Raw genomic sequence first — 20618 nt, 5'->3', positions numbered from 1 at the left:
CAAGGCGCTTTAAAAAGGTGCGTAAAGGCATCACAAATCGACCGTAAGCAACTGATAAGCCTTTAAAAATGCTACTAAGCAAGTTGGCACAAGCTCTGCATTGCCAGATGCACAATTTAATAAAGCGCGGCCTCAACGAAGCAGGCTGCACTTCCCGATAGAACGGGACTTGGACAAAGGCGTCCTCGCTAGGTAACTAGCGGGACGCCTTTTTTGTTTCCAGCCATCCGAAATACACAAGGCCCGAGGAGATCAATATGAGCGCAAAAGTCTGGCTGGTAGGCGCTGGCCCCGGTGACCCGGAGCTGCTGACCCTCAAGGCGGTCAAAGCCCTTAACCAGGCCGAGATCGTGATGATCGATGATCTGGTCAATCCAGCCGTACTGGAGCATTGCCGCAACGCGCGGATCATGTCGGTCGGTAAACGCGGCGGTTGCCGTTCAACCCCGCAAGCGTTTATCCACCGCCTGATGCTGCGTTATGCGCGCCAGGGCAAATGCGTGGTGCGCCTCAAAGGCGGCGATCCCTGCATCTTCGGCCGTGGCAGCGAAGAAGCCGACTGGCTGAACGAGCACGGTATCGAGGTGGAAATGGTCAACGGCATCACCGCTGGCCTGGCCGGCGCGACCAATTGCGGTATTCCTCTGACCCTGCGCGGCGTAGCACGCGGGGTAACCCTGGTTACCGCCCACACCCAGGACGACAGCAGCCTGAACTGGCCCGCCCTGGCCCAGAGTGGCACCACCCTGGTGGTGTATATGGGCGTGGCCAAGCTGCCGGAAATCCGCGAAAGCCTGCTAGCGGGCGGCATGCGCGCCGACATGCCGGTGGCCATGATCGAAAACGCTTCGCTGCCACACCAGCGCGAGTGCCGCAGCAGCCTTGCAGCCATGCAGCAGGCCGCTCACGACTTCCAGCTGAAAAGCCCGGCCATTCTGGTAATCGGTGAAGTCGCCGCGCAACCGAATATGCAGCTCGCTGCTATCAGCGCCTAACCGCTTCGCGCTCCGAGAAGTTCCCCTTGCCCGCCACCAGCGGGCTTTTTTTGCGCGGGTTTTTCTTTATGACTGCCCAGGATGGCATGCCATAAAGAAAAACCCGGCCGAAGCCGGGTTTTCTATACAGCCAGATCGATTACTGCTTGATCTGAGCTTCTACTTCAGCTTCTACGCGGCGGTTAACCGCGCGGCCGGCGTCGGTAGCGTTGTCAGCAACCGGACGAGCTTCGCCGTAGCCAGCAGCGTTAACGCGAGCAGCGTCTACACCGTACTGGTTGACCAGCACGTCACGAACAGCGCTTGCACGACGCTCGGACAGGTTCTGGTTGTAGGCGTCGCTGCCTTTGGAGTCAGTGTGACCCTCAACCACGGTGGTGGTCTGTGGGTACTGCTTCATGAAGTCAGCCAGGTTCTTGATGTCGCCGTAGCTTTCTTCTTTAACGCTGGCTTTGTCGAAGTCGAACTTAACGTCCAGCTCAACGCGAACCAGTTCCATCGGCTCTTCAGCAGCAACTGGCTCAGGGGTCGGCTCAACAGCAGCGACAACAACTGGAGCCGGCTTGCTGCCGCCACCGAAGTTCATGCCGATACCGACGCTTGGAGCCCACTCGGTGTCGCCCTGGTCGATGTTGTACTGAGCTTCAACGCCAGCACGGGCGTAGAAGTTTTCAGTGAAGTAGTACTTGGCGCCGCCGCCGATGTTGGCGAAGGTGGAGCCGTTACGACCACCGCGACCGGACTGGCCGATGCTCTGATCAGAGAAGCCTGCCGAAACGTAAGGACGCAGTGCGTCGCCAGCGTTGTTGAAGTGGTACAGAGCATCCAGAGCGGTGTTAGAGCCCTTGATGTTGCGGCCGTCTTCGCCACGAGCGTTGTGCACTTCGTCGTAGGCCAGGCGCAGTTCAACGTCGTCAGTCAGGTAGTAGCCGATGCTACCGCCGAACAGGTTGCCGTTGTTTTTGAAGTCACGGGCGCTGTCGAACATTTCCTTCTTAGCAAAACCCTCCACTTCGACAGCGCCTTGACCCTGAGCCAGAACGCTGAGGGAGGATGTGGCCAACAGCGAGCCAATGACAACGCCTAAAGTGTTTTTCAATTTCATTACTAATGTTCCCTATCTTGGTGGTCAGTAAGTTGTCTGACAGACACAAGACAACTCAGCCGGCTATTCTAACAGAATTAACCGTTAGCTATGACGGGTTTATTCAAGATAAGTTTCAGTGCTATCGGAAAATTTATCACGCAGACGATCAAGTGCGCGTTTATAGCGCATTTTTGTGGCACTCAGGCCCATGTGCATAATGTCGGCAATCTCCTGAAACTCCAGCTCTGCGACAAAACGTAGCACCAGAATTTCTCGATCAATCGGATTGACGTGCACCAGCCAACGATCAAGACCGGCCTTATCTTCAGGCTTTGGCGCCTTTTCTTCGGACGCTTCTTCAAGCGGGTCCAAACTTAAGGCGTCAATAAGACGGCGCTTACGCCGTTCTTTGCGATATTGAGTAATACATTCGTTGTAAGTAATGCTGTACAACCAGGTTTTGAACTTTGATTTGCCCTCAAAGTTCTTTAGGCCATATAAGACCTTGAGCATGACCTCCTGACAAACATCGTCAGCATCGCGGTCGTTACCCAAATAACGCGCACACACGTTGAATAACGTGCGCTGGTAACGACGCATCAGTTCTTCATAAGCACGGGTTATGTGAAATAACTCGTCATGGGCACGCGCCACCAACTCTTCGTCCGAGAGTTCGCGGGGGTCGTAACGCAGAGACGCAGAGTGGGCTTTATTCAAAACGAGTCGGGCCGACAGTCAGGACATAAGCCAGCGCAGCCTGCAAATCAGGCTGCGGATTGGCCGCATACAATAACAGGGATTAGCCTTAGCGGCTGCTTACCTGCTGCTCGAGCAAGGTACGGTTGGCCACTGAAACCAGCTCGCCGGCTTCCGTCAGCAACGTGGTTTTGACCGTGCCGATTTCCTCGATCTGCCCTTCGACCGCACCAACCTGCACTTGTTGCCCAACCTCATACAACTCGCGCACATAAATGCCGGCCAGAATCTGGCTGGCAATATCCCGGCTGCCCAGGCCCAGCGCCAGGGCGACCGCCAGACCCACCGAGATCAGCACAATGGCGATCACGTTGTTGAGCAGGTCGGTTTTCACTTCAAGCTGACCGATCGCCACCGAGATACTGATGATGATCACCAGACCCTGAGCCACGCGACCCAGCCCGCTTGCATAGTCCAGCCCGACACCTTCTGCGGCGCCGCGCACCAGGCCGCTGACCAGCTGCGCCAACAGCACACCCGCGAGCAGCACCAGGGCTGCACCGAAGACTTTCGGCAGGTACAAGGCCAGCACATCAAGGGTTGCGGAAACCCGCTCCAGCCCCAGGGATTCGGCGGCCGTAACCAGGAAGATCAACAGCACGAACCAGTAGACGATCTTGCCGATCAGGGTCGACACCGGCACCTGAATGCCGGCGCGGCTCAGCAGCTTGGTCAGGCCCGTACCGGCCATCAGGCGATCCAGGCCGATCTTGCCGAGCAATTTCGACAGCAGCGTGTCGAGGAACTTGGCCACCACAAAACCCAGCAGTACCACCACCATGGCGCCAAACAGACGCGGGATAAAGGCGGCAATTGGGGTCCAAACGCTGGCCATCGCGTCAACCAGAACTTGAGTAAATTCCATGCTCAGTCAGCCTTATTAACAGTTGATTCGGTGGTTTTACGGCGCGAGACCGGCGCCACATGCGCCGAGCCGTTATTCAGTGCCAGCATCAGTGCGCCGGCCCAGTGCCCCATAAGGGCAAACAGATCGCCTGCACCGACCTGACGGTTGGCGGTTTTCAGCACGCGATGCAGACAAGCGTCATCGTCGTGACTTGAGGTGGGCGACTTGAGCAAATCGCGCAGTGATTCTTCAAAGGGATCGTGCATGGCGCACCTCACAGGATGTGTCGGCTAGACGAGACGAGTACCGAGCAAGTCACATCAGATCCAGCGCAAGCGACGAAACAGCAGCCACTGCACCAGCGCCACGGCGGCCATCAGCGAACAGGCCAGAAGAAAGCCATGGGGGCTTTCCGAACCCGGAATACCGCCAACATTGATGCCGAGCAGGCCGGTAAGAAAACTCATCGGCAGGAAAATCCCGGTAATGATGCCGAAGCGGTACATGGTGCGGTTCATCCGCTCATCCATGCGCCGATTTTCCGCCTCAAGCAGCAGGTTGACCCGTTCACGGCTCAACTCCAACTCTTCGAGGTAGCGCGTCAGGCGGTTATTCAGCTCGTTCCAATAACTGCTGTCGGCGCCCACCAGCCAGGCCTGGGCACTGGCCGTGAGCTGCCCGTAGATATCGCGCTGTGGCGAGAGAAAACGCCGCAAGCTGGCGGCACGCCGGCGAATTTGCAGCAGCGCGGCATGATCGGGTGCCTGACTTTCCAGCGCATCAGCACGCTCTTCCTGATCGTCGACCTGCTCGGACAACTCGCCGACCAGCAGCTCGATCTTGTCGGTCAGGTAATGCGCCAGACGCAGGATCAGCTCAGCCGAGGTTTTCGGCCCCCTGCCCGCCAGCAAGTCCTCGATCAAGGCTTCGGTTGCGTGCAACGGCCGCAAACGCAGGGAGATCGCGCGCTGGGCATCGGCAAAAATGCGCACCGACACCATGTCCTCGGGTTCTGCCCCAGGGTTGAGGTTCAGGCCACGCAGGAACAGCAGCAGTTGCTGTTCAGGCAGCGCCAACAGACGCGGACGGGTGTTCTCTTCCAGCAGCAGATCGCAGGCAAAGCCGCTCAGGCCACTCTCTGCACGCAACCAGGTATGCGTCTGCGGATGACTGCGATCCCAATGCAGCCAGAGGCTTTCCTGCTCGCCCAGCACCAGGCCGTGCAGCTCCTGCCGGGCAATGCTGCGGGCGCCGCCCTGACCATTGAGGACAAAGGCGTGCACCAGACCCCATTGCGCGTTGTCACCTTCGTGCATGACAGTTTCCTGCAAGCGCCCTACTCCGGCATCTGCAGCGCAGACGGCGAGATGATCACGCCGTTGTTGTCGGCATAAACAAACTCGCMCGGACGGAAGGTCACGCCGCCAAAGGTCACCGCGACATTGAGGTCACCGATACCGCGCTTATCGGTTTTCATCGGGTGGCTGGCCAGGGCCTGGATGCCCAGGTCGGTTTGCGCCAGTACATCGACATCACGCACGCAGCCATACACCACAATGCCTTCCCAGCCATTCTTCGCGGCTTTCTCGGCGAGCATGTCACCGAGCAGCGCGCGGCGCATGGAAGCACCACCGTCAACCACCAGCACTTTGCCTTTACCTGGAAGGTCGACCTGCTCCTTGACCAGCGAGTTGTCCTCGAAGCACTTGACGGTGACGATCTCGCCGCCGAAAGAGTCGCGACCACCGAAATTGCTGAACATCGGCTCAACCACCTGGACCAGTTCCGGGTAGGCGTCGCACAAATCGGGAGTGATGTAGTGCATGGCAAAGCTCCTTGGATAGTGTGAGGGTGCTTACAGGTCGATCCCGACCCGGTCCGCATCATAAGCCACAGGCAAATACACAAGACTGGCGCAGGGCGCATTCAGCGCGCGGCCACTGGCCAGGTCAAACTCAATTCCGTGCCGCGGGCAACGCAGCACACCAGCGGTGATGCTGGCTTTATCGAGCGCTGCACCTTGATGGGGGCAGCGGTTTTCCAGCAATAAGGTACGACCTTCGACCACCAGCAACAGCAGACTACGCCCCTGCAGCTGAAAAACCTGCCGGTAGCCGTCATCCAGGTTGAGCAAGCGTTCAAGAGCAATAAACATCGCACCTGCGCCTTCGCGGCAAACGTGAACCGCGATACTAGCCGCAAGCTTACTCAGCGGAAACGGCTTTATTGCCCTCTAACTCGCTGTTTTCCAGCTCTGCAGCCACCTGTGGGCTCTTGCGCAACCATTGCTCGACCAGCGGCCAGACCTCGCGCTGCGCTTCTTTACTGACGAGCATTTCGACATGACCGAAATCACCGCTAAAACCATGCTTTTTGCCTAGACAGAGAAACTCGCTCAGGGGCGAACCAAATTGCTTGAGCAACTTCTCGCAGGCCCAGGCCGGGTCCTGATGATCACCCAGCGCGGCCACGGCCATAACCGGTACACGCACCTCCGCTAGGCCTGCCCACCAATCACGCTCAGCATCGCCAAAACGGCCGAACAAGCCATGCCAACGCAAGCTTTCGACCGCCAGACCAATCGGTTCATCCTCAGGGCCGCGCTTGAGCCGCGAGCCGGAAATCACCGAGAAACGCTTGAGCAGCAAGCGGCTGCCCCACTCCAGTGGCGGCAACTTCAGTGGCCAGTAGACCCGACTGACCTGGCTGCCAAACAGCACGCCAGAGGCAACTTTGCTTTCACTCAGGTAATGCCCGCCAAGCGCACCGGCGAGAATGATCCCGCCAAGGGAATGCCCCAGCCAATGGGCCTTCTGCGGGTTCTGCTCATACACAAAATCGGCAATCGCCGGCAAGTCGTAGCGTACGTAGTCACTGACCGTGTTGCGTGAATAGTCGCGGTTACGCGGCGACAGGCCATGGCCACGCATTTCGGCGATCCACACATCAAAACCGGCGCGCGCCAGGTAAGGCCCCAAACCAATGCACTTGGGCGAATACCAGAAACGGCGGTTGGAAAAACTGCCGGGAATCAGTATCACCGGCACGCCGCGATGCTGCTCATGCCCGGCGCGGCCGAGACGCGTCAGTGCCAGCTCGACACTGCTGTCCGGGCTGTTGCCGGGTTTGAGGCGATAGACATCCTCGCTCAAATCGCCACGGAACTCCGCGCTGATCAAGGCGACGGGGAAAAGCTCACTGCTGCTTTGCATTTTTGCTCTGGCGTAAAAAAGGGCAGGATTAACCCGCCCTTGAATAGAGATTTTAAAGCGCTATCAGGCTGGCGCTTGACCTTCGGCCAGGAAGAACCAGGTATCGAGCACCGAATCCGGGTTCAGCGATACGCTTTCGATGCCCTGCTCCATCAGCCAGCGCGCCAGATCCGGGTGATCGGACGGGCCCTGACCGCAAATACCGATGTACTTGCCGGCCTTGTTACAGGCCTGGATAGCGTTGCTCAGCAGCTTCTTCACTGCCGGGTTACGCTCATCGAACAGGTGCGCGACGATGCCGGAGTCACGGTCCAGGCCCAGGGTCAGCTGAGTCAGATCGTTGGAGCCGATGGAGAAACCGTCGAAGAACTCAAGGAATTCCTCAGCCAGGATGGCGTTGGACGGCAGCTCGCACATCATGATGACCTTCAGGCCATCCTGACCACGGGCCAGGCCGTTGGCAGCCAACAGATCGACCACCTGGCTGGCTTCGCCCAGAGTACGCACGAACGGCACCATGATCTCGACGTTGGTCAGGCCCATCTCGTTGCGCACTTTCTTCAGCGCACGGCACTCCAGCTCGAAGCAGTCGCGGAACGATTCGCTGATGTAACGCGAAGCGCCACGGAAACCGAGCATCGGGTTCTCTTCTTCCGGCTCATACAGCTTGCCGCCGATCAGGTTGGCGTATTCGTTGGACTTGAAGTCCGACAGACGCACGATGACCTTCTTCGGCCAGAACGCAGCAGCCAGGGTGCTGATACCCTCGACCAGTTTCTCGACGTAGAAATTGACTGGATCGTCGTAACCGGCGATGCGCTTCTCGACGCTGTCCTTGATCTCCGGCGGCAGGCCGGCGAAGTTCAGCAGAGCTTTCGGGTGCACGCCGATCATGCGGTTGATGATGAATTCCAGACGCGCCAGACCAACACCTTCGTTGGGCAACTGGGCGAAGTCGAAGGCGCGGTCGGGGTTACCGACGTTCATCATGATCTTGAACGGCAGCTCGGGCATGGCATCGACCGAGTTCTTGCGAATGTCGAAGCCCAGCTCACCTTCGAAGATAAAGCCGGTGTCGCCCTCGGCGCAGGAAACCGTCACACCCATGCCGTCTTTCAGCACCTGGGTGGCGTTGCCGCAACCGACTACAGCAGGGATACCCAGCTCACGGGCGATGATCGCGGCGTGGCAGGTACGCCCGCCACGGTTGGTGACGATGGCGCTGGCGCGCTTCATCACCGGCTCCCAGTCCGGGTCGGTCATGTCGGATACCAGCACATCGCCGGGCTGGACTTTGTCCATTTCGGACACGTCATGGATCACCCGCACGCGGCCTGCACCGATCTTCTGACCGATAGCACGACCTTCCACCAGCACGGTGCCGGTTTCCTTGAGCAGGTAGCGCTCCATCACATTGACGTTGGTGCGGCTTTTCACCGTTTCAGGACGGGCCTGAACGATATACAGCTTGCCGTCATCACCGTCTTTGGCCCACTCGATGTCCATCGGACGACCGTAGTGCTTCTCGATGATCATGGCCTGCTTGGCCAGCTCGCTGACCTCGGCATCCGTCAAGCAGAAGCGCGCACGTTCGGCGCGATCGACATCGACCACCTTGACCGATTTACCGGCCTTGGCTTCGTCGCCATAGATCATCTTGATGGCTTTGCTGCCCAAATTGCGGCGCAGAATGGCCGGGCGACCGGCTTCCAGCGTCTGCTTGTGCACATAGAATTCGTCCGGGTTGACCGCACCCTGCACCACAGTTTCGCCGAGGCCGTAAGCGCCGGTGATAAACACCACGTCGCGGAAGCCCGACTCGGTGTCCAGGGTGAACATCACGCCGGCCGTGCCGGTTTCCGAACGCACCATGCGCTGCACGCCGGCAGACAGGGCGACCAGTTTGTGGTCAAAGCCCTGGTGCACGCGGTAGGCAATGGCGCGGTCGTTGAACAGCGAGGCGAATACCTCTTTGGCGGCACGGATCACGTTGTCCACGCCGCGGATATTCAGGAAGGTTTCCTGCTGGCCAGCAAACGAGGCGTCTGGCAGGTCTTCGGCGGTGGCCGATGAGCGCACGGCAACGGCCATATTGTCGTTACCGCCGGCCATTTCGGCGAAGGCGGTGCGGATCTGGGCGTTCAATTCTTCGGGGAAAGCCGCATCCATCACCCACTGGCGGATCTGCGCGCCGGTCTTGGCCAGGGCGTTAACGTCATCAACGTCAAGGGCATCCAGCGCGGCATGGATCTGCTCGTTCAGGCCGCTCAGTTCGAGAAAGTCCCGGTAGGCCTGGGCCGTAGTGGCGAAACCGCCAGGCACCGAAACTCCGGCACCGGCAAGGTTGCTGATCATCTCGCCCAGGGAGGCGTTCTTGCCCCCTACGTGCTCAACATCGTGATTGCCGAGCTTATCGAGGGAAACTACGTACTCTACCAAGGTGATCTCTCCACTAAATGTTGGAAAAGCTCAGAACCCGTTCAAGGCTCTCTAGGGGCTGGGAAGCTCGGCGGCAGACATGCCCGCACGATTGTGGCCTGGCCCTGGAAAATAAGTAACAATGCCGGCCAGATCGGCCCTGCAAAGGCGGGCCTATGATAGCCAAGATTCGTCCTCAGCTTAAGGCCCATGGTGCAAATGAAACGAACCGCTTTTTTCATCTCCGATGGCACCGGCATAACCGCCGAAACCCTGGGCCAAAGTCTGCTGGCACAGTTTGAAACCATCGACTTCACCAAACTCACGCGCCCTTACATCGACAGCGTGGAAAAAGCGCGCGCAATGGTACAACAAATCAACACCGCCGCAGAGAAAGACGGCGCGCGGCCGATCATCTTCGACACCATCGTCAATCAGGACATTCGCGACATCCTGGCCGAATCCGATGGTTTTATGATCGACATCTTCTCGACCTTCCTCGCCCCACTGGAACAGGAACTGACCTCACATTCCTCGTACTCGGTCGGCAAGTCCCATTCCATTGGCCACAACTCCAATTACATGGAGCGTATCGAGGCGGTCAACTTCGCCCTGGACAACGACGACGGCGCGCGCACCCACTACTACGACAAGGCCGACCTGATCCTGGTTGGCGTCTCGCGTTGCGGCAAAACGCCCACCTGTTTGTATATGGCCATGCAATACGGCATTCGTGCCGCAAATTACCCGCTGACCGAAGACGATATGGAGCGCCTGCAGCTGCCAGCCTCACTAAAGAAGTACAAAGACAAACTGTTTGGCCTGACCATCGACCCGGATCGTCTCACCGCGATCCGCCACGAGCGCAAGCCCAATAGCCGCTACGCCAGCTTCGCCCAGTGCGAATTTGAAGTACGCGAGGTGGAAAACCTGTTCCGCCGCGAGAATATCGCCTTTATCAACTCCACCCATTTTTCGGTTGAAGAAATTTCGGCAAAAATACTGGTAGAAAAAGGTGTTGAGCGCCGCCTCAAATAACCTATACAACCCATTGAAGCGAAAAGAAAAGGCTCGAACACTTCGAGCCTTTTCTCATTTACAAGCCTACAAAATATCGCCCGGCACGCGCACCCAACCTTCCATCAAGATTCGCGCGCTGCGACTCATGATCGCCTTGGTTACCGTCCACTGGCCATCAACCAGCGCCGCTTGAGCCCCCACACGCAAGGTGCCGGATGGATGGCCAAAACGCACCGCTTCGCGCGCGCTGCCACCGGCCGCCAGATTGACCAAGGTGCCGGGAATCGCCGCTGCCGTGCCGATTGCGACTGCGCAAGTGCCCATCATCGCGTGGTGCAGCTTGCCCATGGACAGCGCGCGCACCAGTAGATCGATATCAGCGGCCTGCACCGTTTTACCGCTGGATGAAACGTAATCCTTGGGTTGGGCGACAAAGGCAATCTTCGGCGTGTGCTGGCGGGTGGCCGCCTCTTCCGCCGTTTTGATCAAGCCCATACGCAAGGCGCCGGCCACGCGAATTTTCTCGAAACGCGCCAGTTGCTCAGGGTCGCCATTGATCTGCTCGCGCAGCTCAGTGCCGCTGTAGCCAATGTCTTCGGCATTGACGAATACGGTCGGAATACCGGCAGTGATCATGGTCGCTTTGAAGGTACCGACACCTGGCACCTCCAAGTCATCAACCAGATTGCCGGTGGGGAACATCGAACCGCCCTCTTCGCCGTCATCGGACGGATCGAGAAACTCCAGCACGATTTCGGCCGCCGGAAAGGTCACTCCATCAAGCTCGAAGTCGCCGGTTTCCTGTACCTGGCCATTGCTGACCGGCACATGGGCGATGATGGTTTTCTGGATATTCGCCTGCCAGATCCGCACCACGCATACGCCGTTTTCCGGGATACGCGCGGGGTCAAGCAGGCCGGCATGAATGGCAAAAGCCCCAGCACCGGTAGACAGGTTGCCGCAGTTGCCGCTCCAGTCGACGAAGGCCTTATCTATCGAAACCTGGCCATAGAGGTAGTCAACGTCGTGACCCGGTTGACTGCTTTTCGACAGGATCACGCACTTGGAGGTCGAGGACGTTGCGCCGCCCATGCCGTCGATCTGCGCGGCATAGGGATCGGGGCTGCCGATCACCCGCATAAACAGCGTGTCGCGCGCAGCGCCCGGCACCTGGCAGCTTGGCGGCAGGTCCTGCAGGCGGAAGAACACGCCCTTGCTAGTGCCGCCACGCATATAGGTGGCGGGAATTCTAATCTGGGATAGATGAGCCATGGCTTGGTCCTGGCTGAAGAGTGAAATTGCCGTAGGGTGGATCACGCTTCAGCGATCCACCGTCTGTGCGCGAAAACGGTGGATGGGAAAGTGCCGTCCACCCTACGGAATCAGGCGACGGCGCCTTCGAGGAAGTCCTGGGCGAAACGCTGCAGCACGCCACCGGCCTTGTACACATGCACTTCGGCCGCAGTGTCCAGACGGCAGATCACCGGCACTTTGACCACTTCACCATTGCGGCGATTGACCACCAGGGTCAGCTCGCAGCGCGGCGACACATCGCCCTGAATGTCGTAAGTCTCAGTGCCGTCGAGGCCAAGGGTCAGGCGGGTGGTGCCCGGCTTGAACTCGACCGGCAGCACGCCCATGCCAACCAGGTTGGTGCGGTGAATACGCTCGAAACCTTCGGCCGCGATCACTTCCACACCCGCCAAACGCACGCCCTTGGCCGCCCAGTCACGCGAGCTGCCCTGACCGTAGTCAGCACCGGCAACGATGATCAGGTTCTGCTTGCGGTTCATATAGGTTTCGATTGCTTCCCACATGCGCATGACGTGGCCTTCCGGCTCGACACGTGCCAGCGAACCCTTCTTCACTACGCCGTCAACAACGGCCATTTCATTGACCAGTTCTTTGTTGGCGAACGTAGCGCGCTGCGCAGTCAGGTGGTCGCCACGGTGGGTGGCGTAAGAGTTGAAGTCCTCTTCCGGCAGGCCCATCTTGTGCAGGTATTCACCGGCGGCCGAGTTCATCTGGATCGCGTTGGACGGCGACAGGTGGTCGGTGGTGATGTTGTCCGGCAGGATCGCCAGCGGCAGCATGCCCTTGAGGGTACGCTCGCCGGCCAGCGCGCCTTCCCAGTACGGCGGACGGCGGATATAGGTGGACATCGGACGCCAGTCGTACAGCGGGCTTTCCGCTTCCTCGATAGTGCCCAGATCGAACATCGGGATGTAGATCTGCTTGAACTGCTCCGGCTTCACCGAGGCGGCAACGATAGCGTCGATTTCCTCGTCGCTCGGCCACAGGTCCTTCAGGGTGATCGGGTTACCGTTCTTGTCAGTACCGAGCACGTCCTGCTCGATATCAAAGCGCACGGTACCGGCGATGGCGTAGGCCACCACCAGCGGCGGCGAAGCCAGAAAGGCCTGCTTAGCGTAGGGGTGGATACGGCCGTCGAAGTTACGGTTGCCGGACAGTACCGCAGTGGCATACAGATCGCGGTCGATGATTTCCTGCTGGATCAGCGGGTCCAGCGCACCGGACATGCCGTTACAGGTAGTGCAGGCATAACCGACGATGCCGAAGCCGAGCTTTTCCAGCTCCGACAGCAGACCGGCATCTTCCAGGTACAGCTTGGCGACCTTGGAGCCCGGGGCGAAGGACGTCTTGACCCACGGTTTGCGCAGCAGACCCAGCTCGTTGGCCTTCTTCGCCAGCAGACCGGCGGCCACCACGTTGCGCGGGTTGGAGGTGTTGGTGCAGCTGGTGATGGCGGCGATGATCACCGCGCCATCCGGCAGCAGGCCTTCGGCTTCCTCGACCTTGCCGGAGGCCAGCTTGGCTTCGTCGGCAATACCGCGCTCTTGCAGTGCCGAGGTCGGCAAGCGCTTGTGCGGGTTGGACGGGCCGGCCATGTTGCGCACAACGGTCGACAGATCAAAGCTCAGTACGCGCTCGTACTCGGCGGTCACCAGCGCATCGGCCCACAGACCAGTGGTCTTGGCGTAGTTCTCTACCAGCTCGATCTGCTCCGGCTCACGACCGGTGAGCTTGAGGTAATCGATGGTTTGCTGGTCGATGTAGAACATCGAAGCGGTGGCGCCGTATTCCGGGCACATGTTGGAAATGGTCGCGCGGTCGCCGATCGACAGGCTATCCGCACCCGCGCCAAAGAACTCGACCCAGGCACCGACCACGCGCTCCTTGCGCAAGAACTCGGTGATGGCCAGGACGATATCGGTGGCGGTAATGCCCGGCTGGCGCTTGCCAGTGAGCTGCACGCCGACGATGTCGGGCAGGCGCATCATCGACGGCAGGCCGAGCATCACGGTTTCCGCTTCCAGACCGCCGACGCCAATGGCGATCACGCCCAGGGCATCGACGTGCGGAGTGTGCGAGTCGGTGCCCACGCAGGTGTCCGGGAAGGCCACACCACCACGCGCCTGGATCACCGGGCTCATTTTCTCCAGGTTGATCTGGTGCATGATTCCGTTACCGGCCGGGATCACGTCGACGTTCTTGAACGCGGTCTTGGTCCACTCGATAAAGTGGAAACGGTCCTCGTTGCGACGGTCTTCGATGGCGCGGTTCTTGGCGAAGGCATCCGGGTCGAAGCCCGGCGCTTCCACGGCCAGGGAGTGGTCGACAATCAGCTGGGTCGGCACTACCGGGTTGACCTTGGACGGGTCACCGCCCTTCTCGGCGATGGCATCACGCAGACCGGCCAGGTCGACCAGGGCGGTCTGCCCGAGGATGTCGTGGCAGACCACGCGAGCCGGGTACCAGGGGAAATCCAGGTCCTGCTTGCGCTCGATCAACTGCTTGAGTGAATCGGTCAGCGCGGCTGGCTCACAGCGGCGCACCAGCTGCTCAGCCAGCACGCGGGATACGTAGGGCAGCTTGGCGTAGGCGCCAGGGGCGATGGCATCGACCGCCTCACGGGTGTCGAAGTAGTCCAGCGCAGTGCCGGGCAGAGGCTTACGGTACTGAGTATTCATGCTGTTCATGGTTATGGACGATCCTTGAGCGGCACGAATTTCAGGTCTTCAGGGCCTGTGTAGTTGGCGCTCGGACGGATGATTTTGCCGTCGATGCGCTGCTCAATCACGTGGCTGGACCAGCCCGAGGTGCGGGCGATGACGAACAGCGGGGTAAACATGGCAGTCGGCACACCCATCATGTGGTAGCTAACGGCGCTGAACCAATCGAGGTTGGGGAACATCTTCTTGATTTCCCACATGGTCGATTCCAAACGCTCGGCAATGTTGTACATCTTCATATTGCCCTGCTCTACCGACAGCTCGCGGGCCACGTCCTTGATCACCTTGTTACGCGGATCGCTCACGGTGTAGACCGGATGACCGAAGCCGATCACCACTTCCTTCTTCTCCACCCGCGCGCGGATGTCGGCCTCGGCCTCGTCGGCGTTGTCGTAGCGCTTCTGAATCTCGAAGGCCACTTCGTTGGCGCCGCCGTGTTTCGGGCCGCGCAGCGCGCCGATGCCGCCGGCGATACAGCTGTACATATCCGAACCGGTGCCGGCGATCACCCGCGAGGTGAAGGTGGAGGCATTGAACTCATGCTCGGCATACAGGTTGAGCGAGGTGTGCATGGCGCGCACCCAGGACTCGCGCGGCTTCTCACCGTGCAGCAGGTGCAGGAAGTGACCGCCAATGGAGTCGTCGTCGGTTTCCACCTCGATGCGCTTGCCGTTGTGGCTGAAGTGATACCAATAGAGCAACGCGGAACCCAGCGAAGCCATCAGCTTGTCAGCAATGTCACGGGCTCCCGGATGGTTATGGTCGTCCTTCTCCGGCGACACGCAGCCCAACACGGATACAGCGGTGCGCATCACATCCATCGGGTGGGCGGACGGCGGCAGTTGCTCGAGCGAGACCTTCAGCGCTGCCGGCAAGCCACGCAGCGCCTTGAGCTTGGCCTTGTAACCGGCCAGTTCGGCCACATTGGGCAGCTTGCCGTGGACCAGCAGGTGAGCGATTTCTTCAAAGTCACAGCGGTTGGCAAAATCCAGCACGTCATAGCCGCGGTAGTGTAGGTCGTTGCCAGTGCGGCCGACCGTGCACAGCGCGGTATTACCGGCGGCTGTGCCGCTCAGGGCTACGGATTTTTTCGGCTTGAAGCCTGGGGTGGTTTCTGGGGTCGCACTCATCGCTAATCTCTCCTCATCCGATCCGGTCGGTCGTTCTTTTAAGCAGGCGGCTAAGACCTGCGTTCCGGTTATTTTTTCGCGGCAAACAGCGCGTCGAGGCTCTGCTCGAAGGCGTGGTAATTGATGCGCTCGTACAACTCCATGCGGGTTTGCATGGTGTCGACCACATTCTTCTGCGTCCCGTCGCGGCGTACGGCCATGTAGACGTTTTCGGCCGCCTTGTTCATGGCGCGGAAGGCCGACAGCGGGTACAGCACCAGGCCGACATCCACCGCAGCCAGCTCTTCGGTGGTGTACAGCGGCGTGGCACCGAATTCGGTGATATTGGCCAGAATCGGCGCCTTCACCCGGTCGGCAAAGGTCTTGTACATCGCCAGTTCAGTGATGGCTTCCGGGAAGATCATATCGGCACCGGCCTCGACACAGGCCGCGGCGCGGTCCAGTGCCGAGTTCAAGCCTTCCACCGCCAGGGCATCGGTGCGCGCCATGATCACAAAGCTGTCATCGGTACGCGCATCGACGGCCGCCTTGATGCGGTCGACCATCTCCTGCTGGGTGACGATCTCCTTATTAGGGCGATGGCCACAGCGCTTGGCGCCGACCTGATCCTCAATATGAATCGCCGCGGCGCCGAACTTGATCATCGACTTGACGGTGCGCGCGACGTTAAACGCCGAAGCACCGAAGCCGGTGTCGACATCCACCAGCAGCGGCAGGTCGCAGACGTCGGTGATGCGGCGTACGTCGGTGAGTACATCGTCCAGGCCGGTGATGCCCAGGTCCGGCAAGCCAAGCGAACCCGCCGCCACGCCGCCACCAGACAGGTAGATCGCCTTGAAACCGGCGCGTTTGGCCAGCAATGCATGGTTGGCGTTGATCGCACCGATGACTTGCAGCGGATGCTCTTCAGCAACGGCATCGCGGAAACGCTGGCCTGGACTCTTCAAGCTCATGACTCACCTCGGGTTTTGGCTGTCTTGGGATGCGCGCCCTGCCCCATGCTCATGGCGCTGGCGGCACTCATGGAATAGTGGCGCTCGATATTGCGTTTGGAGGCACCGATATGCCGGCGCATCAATAACTCGGCCAGCTCACCGTCACGGTCGGCAATGGCATCGAGAATGCGGTGGTGTTCGGCGAACGCCTGGTGCGGTCGGTTCGGCGTGGCGGAGAACTGCAGGCGATACATACGCACCAACTGGTACAGCTCGCCGCAGAGCATCTGGGTCAGGGTTTTATTGCCGCTGCCCTGGATAATCCGGTAGTGAAAGTCGAAATCGCCTTCCTGCTGGTAATAGCCGACACCAGCCTTGAAGGCGGCGTCCTGCTCATGCAGGTCGAGCACCGCACGCAGCTCATCGATTTCCGCCTGGGTCATGCGCTCGGCCGCCAGGCGACAGGCCATGCCTTCCAGCGACTCACGAATCTCATAGAGCTCGATCAGCTCGGCATGGCTGAGCGACACCACCCGCGCGCCGATATGCGGCACCCGCACCAGCAGACGCTGACCCTCCAGGCGGTGAATCGCTTCGCGCAGCGGGCCACGGCTAATGCCGTAGGTGCGCGCCAGTTCAGGCTCGGAAATCTTGCTGCCGGGGGCAATCTCGCCCTTGACGATGGCCGCCTGAATACGTCGAAAAACCTGTTCAGACAGGGTTTCCGAGTCTTCCTGGCTGGACTCGAGCGGCTCAATTACATCAAGCATATTGTCGACACTGCGCGAATTAAGTGCCTAAAAACTACGCCTAGAAGGCATTAGTGTCAAACAAACCAATAAGATTGTTGACAGTGCGCAGCACTACTTTAGTCGCCCTCTGCCGCGACCTTACTTGCATAAACGCCTATAAGCGCCTGTCCTGACTGAAAAAGCCCATGGTAGAATGCCGCCCGCTCAAGGCTTGCAGTGGAATTTCTGACTGCCTGCTAGACTCCAAGCCCAGGTGCGCCAACTGCAACACGCGCAACCGGCATCTGCTCGACCCATGATCAACACCATATTCAGGACTTATGACACTAAAGCCCTCCATCGCGCTGCTATGCCTGCTACTTGCTCCCGGCCTGAGTTTCGCCGCGGAGAAGACAGTCTATGGGCTTAATGAATACGTCCGCCTATTCGACCTCGACCTGAAACTTGCCGCCAAGCTCGACACCGGCGCCAAGACCGCATCGCTCAGTGCTCGCGACATCAAGCGCTTCAAACGCGATGGCGAGACCTGGGTACGCTTCTACCTGGCCATCGACGAGGCGCACAGCAGCCCCATCGAACGCCCGCTGGCGCGCATCAGCAAGATCAAACGGCGCGCGGGCGACTATGATCCAGAAGAAGAAAAAACCTATACCGCACGCCCCGTGATCGAAATGGATATCTGCATGGGCAAGGCCCTGCGCACAATTGAAGTGAACTTGACCGACCGCAGTGCTTTCCAATACCCGTTGTTGATAGGCTCCGAAGCACTTAAACACTTTTCGGCCTTGGTCGACCCGAGTCTTAAATACGCAGCAGGCAAGCCTGCTTGTGCCCCTGACGCAAACCTTGGCGCCGCCCTTGATGAGTAAATCCCATGCGCTCTCTTAACCTCCATCTGAAAGTCCTGGTCATACTCCTGGTGAGTTTGGGCATTCTGATTACGGCTTATCAGATTTTCATCCTCGGCATTCCGATGACCGAAGACGAGACTGATGACCTGTGGAACATCGACGCCAAAGTCGAGTTCCAGGCCAATCCACGCGAGCCGGTCAAGCTGCAGATGTTCGTGCCGCCGCTGGCCCAGGACTACGTCAGCCTGAATGAGAGCTTTATCTCGAATAACTACGGCGTGAGCATCAACCGCGCCGACGGCAACCGCAAAGTCACCTGGTCGGCTCGTCGCGCCAGTGGCAAGCAGACCCTCTACTACCGTCTGGTGCTGACCAAGCGTTACAGCGGTGAGCAAGCCAAGCCCAAAGGGCCGATCTTCCGCGACAGCATCCCGGTCGAAGGCCCCGAGAAGATTGCCGCCGAAGCCCTGCTCGCGCCGATTCGCCAACACTCGGCGGACGTCGAAACCTTTATCAGCGAGACCATCAAACGCGTCAACAACAGCAATGACGACAACGTCAAACTGCTGCTAGCCGGCGACGCCTCAACGCCAAACAAAGCCAAAGCCATCGAATTGCTGCTGTCCATCGCCCACGTACCGATGGAGCGCGTGCACACCATTCGCCTGGCGGCCGATATCCAGCAAAGCCCGGAACTCTGGCTGCGCAGTTTCAACGGTGAAAAATGGCTGTACTTCAACCCGGAAAGCGGCGAGCAAGGCATGCCGGTTGATCGCCTGGTCTGGTGGATTGGTGATGACAGCCTGGTCACACTGGAAGGCGGCAAGCAGGCGCAAGTCAGCTTCAGCCTGAACAACAGCGAAATGAACGCCATTCGCCTGGCCAAACTGACCGACGAAAACACCGACGCCGACTTCCTCGAATACAGCCTGTATGGCCTGCCGCTACAGACTCAGCAGACCTTTATGATCATGGTGATGATCCCAATTGGCGTATTGGTGATCCTGATTCTGCGTAACCTCGGCGGTTTGCAGACCCTCGGCACCTTCACTCCGGTACTGATCGCCCTGGCCTTCCGTGAAACCCAGCTGGGCTTCGGCATCATCCTGTTTACCGTAATCACAGCCTTGGGCCTGTCGCTACGCTCCTACCTCGAACACCTGAAGCTACAGATGCTGCCAAGGCTATCGGTGGTGCTGACCTTCGTCGTGGTGCTGATCGCCGTCATCAGCCTGTTCAGTCACAAGCTCGGCCTTGAGCGTGGCCTGTCGGTGGCGCTGTTCCCGATGGTGATTCTGACCATGACCATCGAACGCCTGTCGATCACCTGGGAAGAGCGCGGCGGTGGCCATGCCTTTAAAGTGGCTATCGGCACCCTGTTCGCTGCCACCCTGGCGCACCTGCTGATGAGCGTGCCGGAGCTGAACTACTTCATCTTCACCTTCCCGGCCGTGCTGATGATTCTGGTTGGCTTTATGCTGGCGATGGGTCGCTACCGTGGCTACCGCCTGACCGAACTGTTCCGCTTCAAAGCCTTCCTCAAGGACTAATGCCATGTTCGGTCTGATCAAGACGTGGAAAGCCCTGGAAGCCAAAGGCATCATGGGCATCAATCGGCGTAACGCGGACTACGTGCTGAAGTACAACAAACGGCACCTGTATCCGATTGTCGATGACAAGATCATCACCAAGATGCGCGCCATCGAAGCGGGTATCGATGTGCCGGAAATGTACGGCATCATCGATACCGAAAAAGGCATCGACAAGCTGCGCGAAATCATTGGTGATCGCCCGGACTTCGTGGTCAAGCCAGCGCAGGGCGCTGGCGGTGACGGCATCCTGGTAATCGCCGACCGCTTCGAAGAGAAGTACAAGACCGTTTCAGGCAAGATCATCAGCCACGAGGAGATCGAGCATCAGATCTCCAGCATCCTGACGGGCCTCTACTCCCTAGGCGGCCACCGGGATCGCGCGCTGATCGAATACCGGGTCACACCCGACCAGATCTTCAAAAGCATCAGCTACGAAGGCGTGCCCGACATCCGCATCATCGTGCTGATGGGCTACCCGGTGATGGCCATGCTGCGCCTGCCGACGCGCCAATCCGGCGGCAAAGCCAACCTGCACCAAGGCGCCATCGGTGTCGGCGTGGACCTGGCCACCGGCGTGACCCTGCGCGGCACCTGGCTGAACAACAAGATCAGCAAGCACCCGGACACCACCAACGCGGTGGACGGTGTGCAACTGCCAAACTGGGACGGCTTTATGAAGCTCGCCGCCGGCTGCTACGAGCTGTGCGGTCTGGGTTATATCGGTGTGGACATGGTGCTGGATCAGGACAAGGGCCCGTTGATTCTCGAACTCAACGCCCGCCCCGGCCTGAATATCCAGATCGCCAACGACTGCGGTCTCACCCACCGCGCCCACGCCGTAGAAGCGCGCATCGCCGAACTGCAGAAAAAAGGCATAGTCGAAACCGCCGAAGAGCGCATGCGCTTCTCGCAAGAGCTGTTTGGTCACGTCTCGATTGCGCAGATCTGATTGATCCGATGACTAAAAAATCCCGGACTTTTCCGGGATT

Annotated in this window: 19 protein-coding genes; 5 read left to right on the top strand and 14 right to left on the bottom strand. The window is 59.3% G+C overall.

All coding sequences use genetic code 11. The features are described from left to right. Positions 1-257 precede the first annotated feature (257 nt). Complete coding sequence (gene cobA, locus P3C18_RS14655) at positions 258-995, top strand: uroporphyrinogen-III C-methyltransferase (protein ID WP_275962588.1); 738 nt, start codon at positions 258-260, stop codon at positions 993-995. A gap of 139 nt (positions 996-1134) precedes the next feature. On the opposite strand, the gene P3C18_RS14650 is transcribed toward cobA, so the two are convergent. From P3C18_RS14650 to ppsA, 9 genes are all read right to left on the bottom strand, one after another. Further along, positions 1135-2100: an OmpA family protein gene (locus tag P3C18_RS14650; protein WP_275962587.1), complete on the bottom strand. Its 966-nt coding sequence runs from the start codon at positions 2098-2100 to the stop codon at positions 1135-1137. A gap of 99 nt (positions 2101-2199) precedes the next feature. Continuing rightward, positions 2200-2799: an RNA polymerase sigma factor SigX gene (gene sigX / locus P3C18_RS14645; protein ID WP_275962586.1), complete on the bottom strand. Its 600-nt coding sequence runs from the start codon at positions 2797-2799 to the stop codon at positions 2200-2202. An 88-nt stretch (positions 2800-2887) separates the two neighbouring features. Continuing rightward, the gene (locus tag P3C18_RS14640; RefSeq protein WP_160014145.1) at positions 2888-3703 is read right to left on the bottom strand and encodes a mechanosensitive ion channel domain-containing protein; all 816 of its coding nucleotides are present in this window, start codon (positions 3701-3703) and stop codon (positions 2888-2890) included. A gap of 2 nt (positions 3704-3705) precedes the next feature. Then, positions 3706-3951 (bottom strand): CrfX protein, encoded by a 246-nt coding sequence (locus tag P3C18_RS14635; RefSeq protein ID WP_108488145.1) that lies wholly within the window; start codon positions 3949-3951, stop codon positions 3706-3708. Between the two features lie 54 nt (positions 3952-4005). Continuing rightward, the gene (locus P3C18_RS14630; RefSeq protein WP_275962585.1) at positions 4006-5001 is read right to left on the bottom strand and encodes a zinc transporter ZntB; all 996 of its coding nucleotides are present in this window, start codon (positions 4999-5001) and stop codon (positions 4006-4008) included. A gap of 20 nt (positions 5002-5021) precedes the next feature. Next, on the bottom strand, positions 5022-5510 hold the full coding sequence (gene rraA / locus P3C18_RS14625; protein WP_275962584.1) for a ribonuclease E activity regulator RraA: 489 nt from the start codon (positions 5508-5510) through the stop codon (positions 5022-5024). A 30-nt stretch (positions 5511-5540) separates the two neighbouring features. Beyond that, the gene (locus P3C18_RS14620) at positions 5541-5840 is read right to left on the bottom strand and encodes a Rieske (2Fe-2S) protein (RefSeq protein WP_275962582.1); all 300 of its coding nucleotides are present in this window, start codon (positions 5838-5840) and stop codon (positions 5541-5543) included. A gap of 49 nt (positions 5841-5889) precedes the next feature. After that, the gene (locus tag P3C18_RS14615; RefSeq protein WP_275962581.1) at positions 5890-6897 is read right to left on the bottom strand and encodes an alpha/beta fold hydrolase; all 1008 of its coding nucleotides are present in this window, start codon (positions 6895-6897) and stop codon (positions 5890-5892) included. Between the two features lie 63 nt (positions 6898-6960). Further along, entirely contained in the window at positions 6961-9336 is a 2376-nt protein-coding gene (gene ppsA, locus P3C18_RS14610) for a phosphoenolpyruvate synthase (RefSeq protein ID WP_275962580.1), read from the bottom strand. A gap of 198 nt (positions 9337-9534) precedes the next feature. Here ppsA and P3C18_RS14605 point away from each other — a divergent pair, with 198 nt between their 5' ends. Next, positions 9535-10353: a pyruvate, water dikinase regulatory protein gene (locus P3C18_RS14605; protein ID WP_275962579.1), complete on the top strand. Its 819-nt coding sequence runs from the start codon at positions 9535-9537 to the stop codon at positions 10351-10353. Between the two features lie 66 nt (positions 10354-10419). Here the strand turns inward: P3C18_RS14605 and prpF are convergent, their stop codons facing one another. The 5 genes from prpF to P3C18_RS14580 form a co-directional block, all read right to left on the bottom strand. After that, entirely contained in the window at positions 10420-11607 is a 1188-nt protein-coding gene (prpF, locus tag P3C18_RS14600; protein ID WP_275962578.1) for a 2-methylaconitate cis-trans isomerase PrpF, read from the bottom strand. A 110-nt stretch (positions 11608-11717) separates the two neighbouring features. Then, positions 11718-14327, bottom strand: coding sequence for a Fe/S-dependent 2-methylisocitrate dehydratase AcnD (acnD, locus tag P3C18_RS14595; RefSeq protein ID WP_275962721.1), 2610 nt, complete (start codon positions 14325-14327; stop codon positions 11718-11720). Positions 14328-14338: 11 nt separating this feature from the next. Next, positions 14339-15499 (bottom strand): 2-methylcitrate synthase, encoded by a 1161-nt coding sequence (gene prpC, locus P3C18_RS14590; protein ID WP_275962577.1) that lies wholly within the window; start codon positions 15497-15499, stop codon positions 14339-14341. A gap of 68 nt (positions 15500-15567) precedes the next feature. Continuing rightward, positions 15568-16452: a methylisocitrate lyase gene (gene prpB, locus P3C18_RS14585; RefSeq protein ID WP_275962576.1), complete on the bottom strand. Its 885-nt coding sequence runs from the start codon at positions 16450-16452 to the stop codon at positions 15568-15570. Continuing rightward, a complete protein-coding gene (locus P3C18_RS14580) occupies positions 16449-17204 on the bottom strand; it encodes a GntR family transcriptional regulator (RefSeq protein WP_275962575.1) in 756 nt (251 codons plus the stop codon). The genes prpB and P3C18_RS14580 overlap by 4 nt, the downstream gene beginning before the upstream one ends. Before the next feature lie 302 nt (positions 17205-17506). On the opposite strand from P3C18_RS14580, the gene P3C18_RS14575 reads away from it, so the two are divergent. From P3C18_RS14575 to P3C18_RS14565, 3 genes are read left to right on the top strand one after another with little or no spacing between them, the layout of a single operon-like run. Continuing rightward, the gene (locus tag P3C18_RS14575; RefSeq protein ID WP_275962574.1) at positions 17507-18055 is read left to right on the top strand and encodes an ATP-dependent zinc protease; all 549 of its coding nucleotides are present in this window, start codon (positions 17507-17509) and stop codon (positions 18053-18055) included. Between the two features lie 5 nt (positions 18056-18060). Then, the gene (locus P3C18_RS14570; protein WP_275962573.1) at positions 18061-19587 is read left to right on the top strand and encodes an inactive transglutaminase family protein; all 1527 of its coding nucleotides are present in this window, start codon (positions 18061-18063) and stop codon (positions 19585-19587) included. A 4-nt stretch (positions 19588-19591) separates the two neighbouring features. Beyond that, the gene (locus P3C18_RS14565; RefSeq protein WP_275962572.1) at positions 19592-20578 is read left to right on the top strand and encodes an alpha-L-glutamate ligase-like protein; all 987 of its coding nucleotides are present in this window, start codon (positions 19592-19594) and stop codon (positions 20576-20578) included. Positions 20579-20618 lie beyond the last annotated feature (40 nt).

Origin of the sequence: Pseudomonas sp. 1928-m, assembly GCF_029269135.1 — a bacterium.
Taxonomy (GTDB): Bacteria; Pseudomonadota; Gammaproteobacteria; order Pseudomonadales; family Pseudomonadaceae; genus Aquipseudomonas.
The sequence above is the reverse complement of the archived record's forward strand: the minus strand, read 5'-3'. Positions and strand labels throughout refer to the sequence as shown.

Excerpts from the sequence above, each read along its gene's own strand:
- P3C18_RS14650 (WP_275962587.1), bottom strand. The coding sequence starts at position 2,100 with ATGAAATTGAAAAACACTTTAGGCGTTGTCATTGGCTCGCTGTTGGCC.
- P3C18_RS14635 (WP_108488145.1), bottom strand. The coding sequence starts at position 3,951 with ATGCACGATCCCTTTGAAGAATCACTGCGCGATTTGCTCAAGTCGCCC.
- P3C18_RS14570 (WP_275962573.1), top strand. The coding sequence starts at position 18,061 with ATGCGCTCTCTTAACCTCCATCTGAAAGTCCTGGTCATACTCCTGGTG.
- P3C18_RS14605 (WP_275962579.1), top strand. The coding sequence starts at position 9,535 with ATGAAACGAACCGCTTTTTTCATCTCCGATGGCACCGGCATAACCGCC.
- P3C18_RS14630 (WP_275962585.1), bottom strand. The coding sequence starts at position 5,001 with ATGCACGAAGGTGACAACGCGCAATGGGGTCTGGTGCACGCCTTTGTC.
- prpB (WP_275962576.1), bottom strand. The coding sequence starts at position 16,452 with ATGAGCTTGAAGAGTCCAGGCCAGCGTTTCCGCGATGCCGTTGCTGAA.
- P3C18_RS14615 (WP_275962581.1), bottom strand. The coding sequence starts at position 6,897 with ATGCAAAGCAGCAGTGAGCTTTTCCCCGTCGCCTTGATCAGCGCGGAG.
- prpF (WP_275962578.1), bottom strand. The coding sequence starts at position 11,607 with ATGGCTCATCTATCCCAGATTAGAATTCCCGCCACCTATATGCGTGGC.
- acnD (WP_275962721.1), bottom strand. The coding sequence starts at position 14,327 with ATGAATACTCAGTACCGTAAGCCTCTGCCCGGCACTGCGCTGGACTAC.
- P3C18_RS14620 (WP_275962582.1), bottom strand. The coding sequence starts at position 5,840 with ATGTTTATTGCTCTTGAACGCTTGCTCAACCTGGATGACGGCTACCGG.
- P3C18_RS14575 (WP_275962574.1), top strand. The coding sequence starts at position 17,507 with ATGACACTAAAGCCCTCCATCGCGCTGCTATGCCTGCTACTTGCTCCC.
- P3C18_RS14565 (WP_275962572.1), top strand. The coding sequence starts at position 19,592 with ATGTTCGGTCTGATCAAGACGTGGAAAGCCCTGGAAGCCAAAGGCATC.
- prpC (WP_275962577.1), bottom strand. The coding sequence starts at position 15,499 with ATGAGTGCGACCCCAGAAACCACCCCAGGCTTCAAGCCGAAAAAATCC.
- cobA (WP_275962588.1), top strand. The coding sequence starts at position 258 with ATGAGCGCAAAAGTCTGGCTGGTAGGCGCTGGCCCCGGTGACCCGGAG.
- P3C18_RS14580 (WP_275962575.1), bottom strand. The coding sequence starts at position 17,204 with ATGCTTGATGTAATTGAGCCGCTCGAGTCCAGCCAGGAAGACTCGGAA.
- P3C18_RS14640 (WP_160014145.1), bottom strand. The coding sequence starts at position 3,703 with ATGGAATTTACTCAAGTTCTGGTTGACGCGATGGCCAGCGTTTGGACC.